13 protein-coding genes are annotated in these 13584 nt (G+C 67.5%); 5 read left to right on the top strand and 8 right to left on the bottom strand.

Features of this window, described 5'->3' with window-relative positions:
• Position 1 precedes the first annotated feature (1 nt).
• From O6P37_RS03040 to O6P37_RS03005, 8 genes are all read right to left on the bottom strand, one after another.
• Positions 2-1228 (bottom strand): Nramp family divalent metal transporter, encoded by a 1227-nt coding sequence (locus O6P37_RS03040; protein WP_269892665.1) that lies wholly within the window; start codon positions 1226-1228, stop codon positions 2-4.
• Between the two features lie 144 nt (positions 1229-1372).
• Complete coding sequence (locus O6P37_RS03035; RefSeq protein WP_269892664.1) at positions 1373-1630, bottom strand: hypothetical protein; 258 nt, start codon at positions 1628-1630, stop codon at positions 1373-1375.
• Positions 1631-1672: 42 nt separating this feature from the next.
• Complete coding sequence (locus O6P37_RS03030; RefSeq protein WP_269892663.1) at positions 1673-2743, bottom strand: NAD(P)H-dependent amine dehydrogenase family protein; 1071 nt, start codon at positions 2741-2743, stop codon at positions 1673-1675.
• 10 nt (positions 2744-2753) lie between these two features.
• Positions 2754-3545: an SDR family oxidoreductase gene (locus tag O6P37_RS03025; RefSeq protein ID WP_269892662.1), complete on the bottom strand. Its 792-nt coding sequence runs from the start codon at positions 3543-3545 to the stop codon at positions 2754-2756.
• A 187-nt stretch (positions 3546-3732) separates the two neighbouring features.
• Positions 3733-4668: a non-homologous end joining protein Ku gene (ku, locus tag O6P37_RS03020; protein WP_269892661.1), complete on the bottom strand. Its 936-nt coding sequence runs from the start codon at positions 4666-4668 to the stop codon at positions 3733-3735.
• An 87-nt stretch (positions 4669-4755) separates the two neighbouring features.
• On the bottom strand, positions 4756-5691 hold the full coding sequence (locus O6P37_RS03015) for a carbohydrate kinase family protein (RefSeq protein WP_269892660.1): 936 nt from the start codon (positions 5689-5691) through the stop codon (positions 4756-4758).
• Positions 5688-7100, bottom strand: coding sequence for a mannitol dehydrogenase family protein (locus O6P37_RS03010; RefSeq protein WP_269892659.1), 1413 nt, complete (start codon positions 7098-7100; stop codon positions 5688-5690). The genes O6P37_RS03015 and O6P37_RS03010 overlap by 4 nt, the downstream gene beginning before the upstream one ends.
• The gene (locus O6P37_RS03005) at positions 7097-8098 is read right to left on the bottom strand and encodes an NAD(P)-dependent alcohol dehydrogenase (protein ID WP_264010819.1); all 1002 of its coding nucleotides are present in this window, start codon (positions 8096-8098) and stop codon (positions 7097-7099) included. Before O6P37_RS03005 ends, O6P37_RS03010 begins: the two co-directional genes overlap by 4 nt.
• Positions 8099-8213: 115 nt before the next feature.
• On the opposite strand from O6P37_RS03005, the gene O6P37_RS03000 reads away from it, so the two are divergent.
• Genes O6P37_RS03000 through O6P37_RS02980 form a run of 5 tightly spaced genes read left to right on the top strand, consistent with a single transcriptional unit; the run spans position 8214 to position 13583 of the window.
• The gene (locus O6P37_RS03000) at positions 8214-9218 is read left to right on the top strand and encodes a sugar-binding transcriptional regulator (protein WP_269892658.1); all 1005 of its coding nucleotides are present in this window, start codon (positions 8214-8216) and stop codon (positions 9216-9218) included.
• Positions 9219-9242: 24 nt separating this feature from the next.
• Positions 9243-10613, top strand: a complete 1371-nt coding sequence (locus O6P37_RS02995) for an ABC transporter substrate-binding protein (RefSeq protein ID WP_269892657.1) — start codon at positions 9243-9245, stop codon at positions 10611-10613.
• Positions 10613-11596, top strand: a complete 984-nt coding sequence (locus tag O6P37_RS02990; protein ID WP_269892656.1) for a carbohydrate ABC transporter permease — start codon at positions 10613-10615, stop codon at positions 11594-11596. Before O6P37_RS02995 ends, O6P37_RS02990 begins: the two co-directional genes overlap by 1 nt.
• Before the next feature lie 2 nt (positions 11597-11598).
• Positions 11599-12471, top strand: coding sequence for a carbohydrate ABC transporter permease (locus tag O6P37_RS02985; RefSeq protein WP_269892655.1), 873 nt, complete (start codon positions 11599-11601; stop codon positions 12469-12471).
• Between the two features lie 29 nt (positions 12472-12500).
• Entirely contained in the window at positions 12501-13583 is a 1083-nt protein-coding gene (locus tag O6P37_RS02980; RefSeq protein ID WP_269892654.1) for an ABC transporter ATP-binding protein, read from the top strand.
• The last annotated feature ends 1 nt before the right edge of the window (position 13584 follow it).

The following is a 13584-nucleotide window of genomic DNA, read 5'->3' as shown; positions in this document are numbered from 1 at the left end:
CTCAGCCTCGGACGGTCAGGTAGATCAGCACCACATTGAGCACGCTGATCAGCACGGCGACCAGCCATCCGAGCGCGGTGGTCACCCGGTGGTTGGCGTCGTCGCCCATCAGCGCCCGGTCCGCGGTCAGCCGGATCAACGGGATCAGCGCGAACGGGATGCCGAACGACAGCACGACCTGCGACACCACCAGGGCGCGGCTGGGATCGATGCCGATCGCCAGGATGGCGAGCGCCGGGACCAGGGTGACCAGGCGGCGCAGCAGCAGGGGATAGGAGCGGCGCAGCAGGCCCTGCATGATCATGGCGCCCGCGTAGGCGCCGACCGACGACGACGCCAGCCCGGAGGCGAGCAGACCGACCGCGAAGAACAGTGCGACGGTGTGGCCGAGCGAGTTCTGCACGGCGGCATAGGCGCCCTCGATCGAGTCGGTGTTCTCCATGCCCTGCAGGTTGGTGGCGGCGACCAGCAGCATGGCGAGGTTGACCGCGCCCGCGACGAGCATCGCCAGCGCGACGTCCACACGGGTGATGCGCAGCATCCGGCGGCGCGGTGCACCGGCGTCCGGGCGGCCGTGCCGGTCGCGGGCCAGACCGGAGTGCAGGTACACCGCGTGCGGCATCACCGTCGCGCCGAGCATCGCGGTGGCCAGCAGCACACTCTCCGCGCCGTCGAACCGTGGAATCAGGCCGCCCACAACGTCACTCGCCGCGGGTGCCTCGACGAACAGGCTGGTGAGGAATCCGATCGCGATGACCAGCAGCAGACCGCTGATGACCCGCTCGAACACCTGCTGACTGCGGCGGTTCTGCACCGCCAGCAGCAGCAGTGACACCACACCGGTGATCACGCCGCCCACCAGCAGCGGCAGGTCGAACAACAGGTAGAGGGCGATCGCGCCGCCGACCACCTCGGCGAGATCGGTGGCCATCGCGACGAGTTCGGCCTGCAGCCAGTACGCGATCCGGGTCGGGGTGCGGGTGTTGTCGGCGACCGCCTCGGGCAGCGTCCGGCCGGTGACGAGCCCGAGCTTCGCCGACAGGTACTGCACCAGGCCCGCCATCACGTTGGCGAGCAGGATCACCCAGACCAGCAGGAAGCCGTACTGCGCGCCCGCGCTGACGTTGGCGGCGACATTGCCGGGGTCGACGTAGGCGATCGCGGCCACGAAGGCCGGACCGAGCAGCAGGAATCCCGGCTTCAGCGGCGTGGCGGTGTCTCGGAGCACCCACGAACCCCTTCTCTATCCGGCAATGCGAATAGAAAAGTTAGGTTAGCCGAAACCTAGCCGTCAAGCCAGGCCACCCGCATCGCTTCGATGCCGATACCCCGAGCGCCGGCGCTCAAGCCGCCGGCCGGGCGGTTCGCGCTGCTACCAACCGCCGATCATCATGGCCGGGCCGTAGTACTCGTCGGACCATGGGTAGGCGTAGACGGGCGGAGTCGAGTTGATCTGCACGTTGCCCGGTGACTGGCACACGGTCGACGAGCCGCCCAGAGCCGCTGAGCCACCGGTGTTGACGCATTGCGGCGCGCCGGGCGCGGCACCGGCGGCCGGCGCGGCCAGGATGGCGGCGACGGCGCCGCCCGCGGCGACCAGCGGAGTGAGATAGCGGAGGGTGCTCCCCATGTGCGCGCTCTTTCTTGTTCGGTGATCCCCGAGTGGGTTCAGTCAGCGTACAGCGCTTTTCCAGGTACTGAGGGGCAAGTCGAGCGTCGTCCTGATGCCGGGCGCGGCGGCCACCACGTCGGGGATCGCGTTCACGATCCGGGCGGCGGTGGCGACCAGACCGGCGTGATTGTGGTCTCCGTTCGGGCTGCTCAAACAGAGGTCGAGCGCGTACGTCGGCTCGCCGGTGATCTCGATGCGGTAGGACCCGCCCTCCTGTGCCGGCTGCGGCCATTCGGGGCAGAGGTCGTCGCGCAGCCGGGTGACGTGCTCGAGCACGACGGCCACCTCACCGTTCTTGATGCCCCGCACCTCGAACCGCAACGCCGCGGCGGTGCCCTTCGCGATGTGGCCGGAGGCGATGTCGAAATCATCCGGCGCGGGCACCCGCTCATAGGTCTCGTTGACCTCGTCGAGTTCGATGCCGAGACCCGCAGCGAGCTGCCGGACGACCGACCCCCATGCCAGGCTGAGCACCCCGGGCTGCAGCAGCATCGGGAGATCGTCGAGCGCCTTCCCGAAGCCCATCACGTCGAACATCACCGTGGCGCTGTCGTAGGTGTCGTAGTTGATGATCTCCATGCAGCGCACCTGCTCGACGTGCTGGCACGTGCCGGCCAGCGCGAGGGGGAGCAGGTCGTTGGCGAATCCGGGGTCGATGCCGTTGACGAACAGACTCGAGCCGCCCTCGCGGGTGGCCGTCTCGATCGGGTCGACGAGTTCGGGCGGCAGCACCTGCCACGGGTATTGGAGGAACACCGGGCCGCTGCCGACGACGTTCACGCCGGCGGACAGGATGCGCCGGTAGTCCTCGAGCGCCTCGGGAAGCCGGTTGTCGGCCATCGCCGTGTAGACCGCGCAATCCGGCTTGGCGGCGAGGATCTCGTCGAGGTCGTTCGTGCTGAGCACCCCGGTGGCGTCGGCCAGCCCGACCAGTTCGGCGGCGTCCTTGCCCGCCTTGGCCTCCGACGACACCCACACGCCGACCAGCTCGAACCGCGGGTCGGTGATCAGCTGGGTGAGCGCATGGCCGCCGACGTTGCCGGTGCCGATCTGCGCGACTCTGATGGTCATGGATGTGTCCTCACAGATCGGGGATGGGCAGGTCGAGATTCGGGAAGGTGAGGCCGCCGTCGACCTCGAGCGTCGTGCCGGTCAGGTAGCTGCCCGCCGGCGATGCGAGATACACCGCGGCCGCGGCGATGTCCTGCGGGTCGCCGAGTCTGCGCATCGGGGTGGCCTTCTCCATCGGCTGACGCAGGTCGTCGTTCGAGGCGACGATGTCGAGCGCGGAGGTGAGGATGGAACCGGGCGCGATCGCGTTGACGCGTATGCGCGGGCACAGGTCCAGCGCGCTCAGGCGGGTGTAGTGCGCGAGTGCAGCTTTGGCGGTGCCGTACGCGGCGAAGCCACGGCCGGCCAGCCGGCTCATCGTCGAGGTGATGTTGATGATGCTGCCGCCGCCGGAGTGTTCGAGCATCAGCGGGGCGGCGGCCGTGGTGAGCGCGTGGGCGGTGGCGACGTTGAACGTGAACGCGTCACGCAGGTCCTTGGTGGAGGTGCTCAGCAGCGCGTTCGGCATGGTGCCGCCGACGTTGTTGACGACGATGTCTAGTTTGCCGAAGGCCTCGACAGCCGCCTGTGCGAGTTCGGCCGTGGACTCGGGGCGGGCGAGGTCGGCGACGACGACGTGGGCGCGCCGGCCGGTCGCGGCGATCTGCTCCGCCACCTCCTCGAGTTGAGACTGCGTGCGGGCCGCGATCACCACGTCCGCACCGGCTTCCGCGAATGCCACCGCCATCGCGGCGCCCAGCCCGCGACCGGCTCCGGTCACCACCGCCACCTGGTCGTCGAGCCGGAATCTGTCAAGGATCACGTCGTCTCCACTTCTGTCGCCGGGCGACACCGTAACAAGGCCGCGGACGCTTGGTGGGCGATTTCTGGAACACGTTCTAGTACGACGGCGCGGTTACAGCCTTCGTCGTGGGTGACCCTCGCGAGTGTGAAACGTGGGCGGAGAATCGGCCCGAATTCCGCCCACGTTTCACACTCGCGGGCGGGGACTACTTCTTGGCCGCGGCCTTCTTCGCCGGAGCCTTCTTCGCGGCCTTCTTGGCGGGTGCCTTCTTCGCCGCCGCTTTCTTCGCGGGGGCCTTCTTGGCCGGCTTGTCGCCGTCGCCGTCGTCGTCGGCTTTCCCGCCGGAACCGCCGCGACGCGCCTTCACGCTCGCCTCCAGCCTGGCCAACAGGTCGGACACGTCCTCGGTCTCGTCGAGCTCGGTCGGCTGCTCCTCGACCGCGAACGCCTCGCCGCCCTCGAGCTTGGCCTGCACCAGTTCGCGCAGCTGCTCCTGGTAGTCGTCGTGGTAGCGGTCGGGATTGAAGTCGTCGGTCATCGACTCGACCACCTGGCCGGCCATCTTCAACTCGGCCGGCTTGATGTCGACCTCCTTGTCGAGCACCGGGAAGTCGGGGTCACGGATCTCGTCGGGCCACAGCAGCGTGTGGATCACCATCACGTCGCGCTTGCTGAAGTCCTTGACGCGCAGGGCGGCAAGGCGCGTCTTGTTGCGCAATGCGAAGTGCACGATGGCGACGCGATCGGTCTCGGCGAGTGTCTTCGCCAGCAGCACATAGGATTTCGACGACTTGCCCTCGGGCTCCAGGAAGTAGCTGCGGTCGTACATCAGCGGATCGAGGTCGGCGGCAGGCACGAATTCGAGCACCTCGATCTCGCGGCTGCGCTCCTCGGGCATGGTCGCGATGTCCTCGTCGGTGATGATGACCATCTGGCCGTCGTCGGATTCGAAGGCCTTGGCGATGTCGCGGAACTCCACCACCTCACCGCAGACCTCGCAGACCCGCTTGTAGCGGATGCGGCCGTTGTCTTTCTCGTGGACCTGGTGGAACTTGATGTCGTGGTCTTCGGTCGCGCTGTAGACCTTGACCGGCACGTTCACCAGGCCGAAGGCGATCGATCCCTTCCAGATGGAACGCATGTTGCCAGTATGGCGGCAAACAGCACGGAAAGGCGATGAGCCTGGCTCAAGGTGCGTTCGTGGCGGCTCAGATCCGCGCCGGGGAGTTCACTGCCAGGGCGAGTCGAGGGCCGCGTCGCGGGTTGCGCGGTCCGGTAGGTCGGCGCCGGCCTTGGCGACGGTCAACGCCGAGGACAGCGCCGCCGTCTGCAACATGGTGTGCAGCGCGTCGAGGCTGATGCGGCGCAAGTCGTGACGCCGGTCCGCGCCGAGCAGGTCCTGCGTCCAGAGCGCGTCGATCATGCCGGCCATGAATGCATCGCCGGCGCCCACGGTGTCGATCACCTGCACCGGCCGCGCGGCCACGCGCGCCGTACCCGCCTCGCACATCGCGAAGGCCCCTCGGCCACCCATCGTCACCGCCACCACCGACGGGCCGAGGCCCAGCCAGGTCCGGGCGATCTGTTTGGGCGTGCGACCCGGGTCGAGCCACTGCAGGTCCTCGTCGCTGACCTTGACGACGTCGCAGCGCTCCACCAGTCGCTCGATGCGAGTCCGGGCGGTGGCGTCGTCGTCGATCAACGAGGGCCGCACGTTCGGGTCGAAGGTGAGCGTCGCCGAGAGGTGGTAGGCGTCCAGCAGCGCCACGGCTGCGCGACACCCCGGTTCCAGCACCGTGGCGATCGACCCGGTGTGCGCGACGAGCGGCGGCGCCACCTCCGGTGTGCCCGACAGCTGCCAGTCGATGTCGAACTCGTACTTCGCCTGGCCGTCGGCGTCCAGGGTGGCCAGCGCGGTGGGGGTGTGCGACGCGGTCATGCTCCCCGCGACCATGGACACTCCCGAGCGTTCGACGTGCTCGACGATGCGGCGGCCGCGGTCGTCATCGGCGATGTGGGTGAGGAAGTCGACGTCGCGGCCCAGCAGCGCCAGGCCGACGGCCACGTTGAGGGGACTGCCGCCGACGTGTTCGCCCTCGACGGCGCCGTCGCGTTCGACGATGTCGATCAGCGCCTCACCGATCACAAGCGCGCGTTCGGTCATGACGAGCTCACCAGCCTCTCCAGCGTGACCCGCGCCCCGTCGCGGTGCAGCGACTCGAGCGCCCACGTGTAGGCCTCGGCGAAGCGTGACTGCTCGGCGAGGTCACCGAACAGGTCGGTGTATTCGAGGAACGCCAGCGGGTTGTCGTACTGCGCCTTGGCCAGCGGTATCAACGTCTCGGCGCGCTGATCCTGGACGTCGATCGGTTCGCCCTGTTCGTCGACGCCCTCGGCGTAGCGGGCCCAACTCGCCACCACCGCCGCGGAGAGTCGCACCGGCGCACCGCTTTTCAGGTTCTCCCGGATCACCGGCAGCAACCACTGCGGGATACGGTCCGACGACCCGAAGCACAGCCGGGCGACGGTGTCGCGAACGCCGGGGTTGGCGAAGCGTTCGATCAGGGTCCGTTTGTAGTCGGGCAGGTCGATCCCCGGCACCGGCTTCAGCGTCGGGGTTCCCTCGGAATCCATGTACTGACGCAGGAACTCGGCGATCAGCGGATCGCCCGCGGCGTCGTGCACCAGCCGGTAGCCGGACAGGTAGGCGAAGTAGCACAGCGCCTGGTGGCCGGCGTTGAGCAGCCGCAGCTTCATCAGTTCGTAGGGCGTCACGTCGTCGACCAGCAGCACGCCGGCGTCCTCGAACGGCGGCCTGCCGTCGGAGAACGAGTCCTCCAGCACCCAGGACGTGAACGGCTCGGCGACCACCGGCCATTCGTCGTCGACGCCGAATTCGTCTGCAACGGTGGCGATCACCTCCGGTGTGGTGACGGGGGTGATGCGGTCGACCATCGAGTTGGGGAAGCGGGTGTGTTCGGTGATCCACTCGGACAGCCCGGGATGCACGCGGTCGGCGTACCCGGTGAACGCCGCGCGGGCGACGTCGCCGTTGCCCTCGATGTTGTCGCACGACACGATGGTGGGCGACGCCACGCCCCGGTCGCGTCGCCGCGCCAGCGCCTCGGCGACGAGGCCGAACACGTTGACCTCAGGCAGCGAGTCGAGGTGGTAGCCGCCCTCGGTGATGGTCAGCGAGATGATGCGCGTGGTAGGTGCGGCGAGCAGTTCGACGACGCCCTCCGGGTCGTCGGGCGCGAAGCGGTAGTCGACGATCGAGCCGATCACTCGGGCCTCGCGGGTGCCGTCGGGCTTCTCGAGCAGCAGCGTGTAGAGGCCGTCCTGGGCGGCCATCACGTCGGCCATCTTGCGATCCCCGGGCAGGATGCCGACTCCGCAGATCGCCCACTCGGAGGCGGCGCCCTCGCCGAGCAGGCGGTCGACGTACATCGCCTGGTGCGCCCGGTGGAATCCGCCGACGCCGAAGTGCACGATGCCGACAGTCGTTGCCGCGCGGTCGTACTCGGGCTTGGGGATCTCGAGCTGCGCCAGTGTCGACGCATTGAGCTTCATGACACGGTCACCACTGCCTTGACGCTACCCGGCGTGCGGTCGGCATCCAGTGCCTCGGCGGCCCGTTCCAGCGGGAACCGGGCGGTCACCATCGCATCGAGGTCGACGCGCTTGGACTCGATCAGCGCGATCGCGGTCGGCCAAGTGTTGGCGTAGCGGAACACCCCGGTCAGCATCAGCTCGCGGTTCTGGATCACCTGGGTGGGCAGCTCCATCGTCTCGGCGCCTGATCCGACGAGCACGACGGTGCCTGCCGGCCGCACCGCACGGATACCGGCCGTCACCGCCGACGGCGCGCCGGAGGCGTCGATGAACGCGTCGACACCGAGGTCGCCGATCGGCCCGGCCGTCGGGTCGAGCGCCGCGGTCGCGCCGAAGCCCAGCACCTGCCGCCGCCGTGCCTCGTCGGGATCGCTCACCACGATCTCGGTGGCGCCATAGGCGCTGCAGATCTGGGAGATGACGACGCCGATCGGGCCTGCGCCGGCGATGAGCACCCGGGAACCACCGGTCACCTCGGCCTTGCGAACCGCGGCGATGCCGACCGACAGCGGCTCGCACAACGCCGCGGCGTCGTCGGACACGGTGTCGGGCACCGCGTGCGCGAAGGCGGCGCCGATGGTGACGTAGTCGCAGAACGCGCCGTCGATGGGCGGCGTCGCATAGAACTGCATGTGCGGGCACAGGTTGTAGTGGCCGCTGCGGGTCTCCACGGTGTCGGGGTCGGGGCGTTGCGGCTCGATCGACACGCGCTGACCGATTCGCGCCGGGTCCACCCCGTCGCCGACGCCTACGATCGTGCCCGACGCCTCGTGGCCCAGCACCAGCGGCGATTCGACGACGAACGAACCGACCCGTCCGTGCCGGTAGTAGTGCGTGTCCGAACCGCAGACCCCGACTGATGCGACCCTGACCAGCACGTCACCGGCCTGCGGTGTGGGCACCGGCCGCTCCTGCATCGCGATCGTCCCGGGTTCGACCAGCACGGCGGCCCGCATCCGCTGGTCCGGAGAAAGTGTTGTCTGCGTCACACCCATCATGTTAACGTGATGAGCATCTACACGCACCCCTGAGCAAATGCTCACGGTGAAGACGCGAAAGCGGGGTGGAGGAATGACGGTGTCGACGCCGGATCGTGCCGCGACGGCGCATCGCGTCCAGCCCGAGGACCTTCGGCTGGCTCTTCGCGCCGCGACGCTCTACTACCTCGACGGCCTCACCCAGGCCGAGATCGCCGCACGCCTCGGCGTCTCGCGCCCGACGGCCGGCCGGCTGGTGGCCCGCGCGAAGGCCCGCGGCCTGGTCCGCATCGAGGTGGTGGTGCCTGCCGACCTCAGCGACGACCTGCACGCCGAGGAGGAGCGCGAACTCGAGCAGCGGTTCGGCCTCACCGAGGTGGTGGTCGCCGGGCACGGTGTGGACATCGGTGCACCCGGCCGCCCGCCCGCCTACGCCAGTGTCGGCCGCGCCGCCGCGGCGCTGCTGATGCGCCGCCTCACCCCCAACGACGTGCTCGGCTTCACCTGGGGGCCCGAGCAGGTGGCGGTGGCGACGGCGTTGACCGCCGGTGTGGCCACCTGCCGTGCCGTGGTCCAGCTCGACGGCTCGATGTCGAGCGCCGCCTACCAGACCGGTGTCGAGCTCATCCTCAGCCGCTGTGCGGACACGTTGCGCGCCAACACCATCCGGCTACCCGCCCCGCTGTACGCCGACCCGTCGACGGTGGCGTCCATGCGCAGTGACTCGATGATCTCGCGCACGCTGGAAGCCGGCAGGCGCGCCGACGTGATGCTGTTCGGCGTGGGTGCCGTCTCCACCTCGACCACGCTGTTCGAGGGCAGCTTCCTGGACACCCGGATGCTCGACGAGCTGATATCGATGGGCGCCGTCGGCGAGATCGGCGGACGGTTCTTCGACGCCGACGGCCGGCCCGTCGACAGCGAACTGCAGGCCCGTGCGGTGTCCGTTCCGCTGGAGGACGTGCGGGCGTGCAAGAAGACCCTGCTGATCTCCAGTGGCGCAGGCAAGCACCAGGCCACGCTGGCAGCCCTTCGTGGCGGTCTCGCGAAATTACTCGTGTGTGACATCGATTGTGCCCGTTGGCTACTCGCCCGGTAACCGGGCAGTGAAAGGTAGGTCAGTGTGAAGACTCGACGGAGAGTTCTACACCGGTTCTCGGCGTGCGCCGCCGCGGTCGGGCTGACGTTCACCGCCGGTTGCGCGGGCGCGGGCAGTCTCGGCGCATCGGACAACGAGGTGACGATCGCCCTGGTGTCCAACTCGCAGATGGCCGACGCCCAGGAGCTGTCGACCGAGTTCGAGAAGGAGAATCCCGGCGTCAAGCTGAAATTCATCTCGCTCTCGGAGAACCAGGCCCGGGCGAAGATCACCATGTCGACGGCCATGGGTGGGAGTCAGTTCGACGTCGCGATGATCAGCAACTTCGAAACCCCGCAGTGGGCCAGGGACGGCTGGTTGCTCAACCTCTCGGACTACGCGAAGAACACGCCAGGGTACGACGAGGAGGACTTCATCCCGTCGCTGCGGGAGTCGCTGTCCTACGAGGGCAACATGTACTCGGTTCCCTTCTACGGCGAATCGTCGTTCCTGATGTACCGCAAAGACCTCTTCGAGCAGGCCGGCATCAAGGTCGACCAGAATCCGAACTACCAGCCCACCTGGCAGGAAGTCGCAGGCTGGGCGAAAACCCTCAAGACCGGCGACCGGGCCGGGATCTGCCTGCGCGGCAAGCCGGGTTGGGGTGAGGTGCTCGCACCTCTGGACACGGTGATCAACACCTTCGGCGGCCGCTGGTTCGACGAACAGTGGAACGCCCAGCTCAACAGCCCCGAGGTGAAAGAGGCCGTCAACTTCTACGTCAACACCATCAAGGAATCCGGCGAATTGGGTGCCTCCTCAACCGGATTCCAGGAATGCGCCAACCTCTTCGGCCAGGGCCAGACGGCGATGTGGTACGACGCGACGTCGGCGGTGTCGGTGCTCGAGGATCCGCAGACCTATCCGGACCTCGTCGGCAAGATCGGCTACCTGCCTGCGCCGATCGTCGAGAAGCCCAACTCCGGTTGGCTGTACACCTGGGCGCTCGGCATCCCGAAGGCGGCCAAGAATCCCGACGGTGCGTGGAAGTTCATCTCGTGGATGACCAGCAAGGACTACATGAAGCTGGTCGGCGAGAAGCTGGGCTGGGCGCGGGTGCCACCGGGTAGCCGCACCTCCACCTACACCGAACTGCCGGAGTACGAGGCGATCTCGAAGTCCTACGGCCCGTTGACACTGAAGTCGATCGAGAGCGCCACCCCGAACCAGCCGACCGTGCAGCCGGTGCCGTACACCGGCATCCAGTTCGTCGGCATCCCCGAGTTCCAGGACCTGGGGACGCGGGTGAGCCAGCAGATCAGTGCGGCGATCGCCGGGCAGAAGTCCGTCGACGACGCGCTCGAGCAAGCACAGTTGTATGCCGAGGTCGTCGGCAAGAGCTACCAGGAGAAGTGATGACTACAACTTCGGTAACCTCCGAGTCCACGGCCGCGGCCGACGAGAAAGCCGTCGCCGAACGGGTTCGAAAGATCAAGGAGGCCCAGGACGTCGGCGTGAGTCGGGCCGAGGGATGGCGACGGCGAGGTCCGCTGCTTCCCGCTCTGATCTTCATGATCGCGGTGACGCAGGTGCCGTTCCTGTTCACGCTCTACTACTCCACGCTGTCGTGGAACCTGGTGCGGCCCGGCTCGCGGCAGTTCGTGGGGTTCAGCAACTACCTCGCGGTCGTCCAGGACAGCCAGTTCTGGTCGGTGGCGGGCAACACCGTGATCCTGATCGTCGGGGTGGTGCTGATCTCGGCGGCGCTCGGACTGGGAATCGCGCTGCTGCTAGATCGCGCGTTCCTCGGCCGCGGTGTGGTCCGCACGCTGTTGATCACCCCGTTCCTCATCACACCCGTCGCGGGTGCGCTGGTCTGGAAGACGACGATCCTCGACCCCAACAACGGCATCCTCAACTGGGCGCTGTCGCTGGTGGGAATCGGCCCGGTCGACTGGATCGGTCAGTTCCCGTTGGCCATGGTGATGGTCGAATTGATCTGGCAGTGGACGCCGTTCATGATGCTGCTGATCCTGGCCGGCCTGACGTCCATGCCTCGCGACCAGCTCGAGGCAGGCCGGGTCGACGGGGCGACGGCGATCCAGCTCTTCCGGGAGTTGACGCTGCCGCACCTTCGGCGCTTCATCGAACTCGGCGTCGTGCTCGGCGCGGTGTACCTGGTCAACACCTTCGACGCGATCTTCATGATGACGCAGGGCGGGCCGGGTGTCGCCAGTGCCAACCTGCCGTTCTACATCTATCAGCGCGCGTTCCTGGGCTTCGACATGGGGCAGGCGGCGGCCATGGGCGTGGTGGTCGTCATCTTCACGATGATCATCGCCAGCTTCGCCCTGCGGTTGATCTTCAAATCATTCTCCGGCAAGGAAGAGGCGGCCTAGCTATGACTACTACCACTGCCGAAAAGGCCACGGCGACCAGAGATGGCGCTCCGGTCCGCAAGAAGAAGTCCAAGAAGTTCAGCCCGTGGGGCATCGTGGCGTGGCTGGTCGGACTCGGCTTCTTCTTCCCGGTGTTCTGGATGGTGCTCACCTCGTTCAAGGCCGAGAGTGACGCAGCGACCAATCCGCCGAAGCTGTTCTTCGTCCCGACGCTGGATCAGTATTCGGCCGTCTTCAATCAGGGCATCGGGCCCGCGATGCTGAACTCGGTGTTCGCCACCGCCATGTCGACGATCCTGGTGCTGCTGCTCGGCGTGCCCGCGGCGTTCGCCCTGTCGCTGCGGCCGGTCCGCAAGACCTCCGATGCGCTGTTCTTCTTCATGAGCACGAAGATGCTGCCCGTCGTCGCGGCGATCCTGCCGCTGTATGTGATCGTGTCCAACATCGGCCTGCTGGACAACATCTGGGCCTTGGTGATCCTGTACACGTCGATGAATCTTCCGATCGCCGTATGGATGATGCGGTCGTTCTTCCTCGAAGTGCCGGGCGAACTCCTCGAGGCCGCCAGCCTGGACGGCGCGAGCCTGTGGCGATCGGTGCGAGAGGTGATCCTTCCGTTGGTCTCGCCCGGCATCGCGGCGACGGCGCTCATCTGCGTGATCTTCGCCTGGAACGAATTCTTCCTCGCGGTGAACCTGACCGCGGTGAACGCACAGACGATGCCGGTGTACCTCGTCGGCTTCATCGCCGGTGAGGGACAGTACTGGGCCGTGTTGTCGGCGGCCGCGACCATGGCGGCACTCCCCGTGATCCTCTGCGGGTGGTTCGCCCAGAACAAGCTGGTGCGCGGACTCTCGTTCGGCGCGATCAAGTAAACGTCAGAAAACGAACCGGGAGAAGAACAATGGCATCGATCACCTACAGGAACGCCTCCTGCATCTACGAAGGCTCCGACAAACTCGCGGTCGACAACCTCAACCTCGACATCCAGGACGGCGAGTTCGTCGTCCTGGTCGGACCGTCCGGTTCGGGCAAGAGCACCGCGCTGCGCATGCTCGCCGGACTCGAGGACATCGACGAAGGCGCCATCGAGATCGGCGGCAAGGACATGACGGGCGTGCCGTCGAAGGATCGCGACATCGCGATGGTGTTCCAGAACTACGCGCTGTACCCCAACAAGACCGTGGCCGAGAACATGGGCTTCGCACTCAAGCTACGGGGTGTCTCCGCTGACGAGCGGCGCAAGAAGGTCGAGGACGCCGCCAAGATCCTTGACCTCACCGAGCACCTGGATCGCAAGCCCGCCAAGCTGTCCGGCGGCCAGCGGCAACGCGTCGCGATGGGCCGCGCCATCGTGCGCGAGCCGCAGGTGTTCTGCATGGACGAGCCGCTGTCCAACCTGGACGCGAAGCTGCGCGTGCAGACCCGCACCCAGATCGCCGCGCTGCAGCGGCGTCTGGGCACCACCACCGTCTACGTGACCCACGATCAGGTGGAGGCGATGACGATGGGCGACCGGGTGGCCGTGCTGCGCTTCGGCAAGCTGCAGCAGTTCGCCTCGCCCAACGAGCTGTACGACCGGCCGGCCAACGCGTTCGTCGCCGGCTTCATCGGTTCGCCCGCGATGAACCTGCTGACGGCACCCGTCGTCGCCGACGGTGTACGGATCAGCGAGGACTCCACGCTGCCGCTCGAGCGCGAGCATCTGACCAAGCTGCACGAGGCCGGGGTCGAGAAGGTCACGCTCGGCATCCGGCCCGAGGACCTCGAGGTGTCACCGGGCGGCGGCATCGACGTCGTCATCGACCTCGTCGAGGACCTCGGCAGCGAGACCTACCTGTACACCCACGCACATCCCGACGTGCAGTTGGTGGCCCGGTCGCTGTCCCGCAAGCCGGTCAAGCTGGCCGACACCATCGAGTTGCGGATGAAGCCGGAAGGCAGTGTGCACCTGTTCCATCCGGAGACCGGCGAACGTCTGAACTGAC

This window comes from Mycobacterium hippophais (assembly GCF_027529605.1).
Lineage (GTDB): Bacteria > Actinomycetota > Actinomycetes > Mycobacteriales > Mycobacteriaceae > Mycobacterium > Mycobacterium arseniciresistens.
Note: the sequence above shows the minus strand (reverse complement) of the source record. Positions and strands in the feature narration are given on the sequence as shown.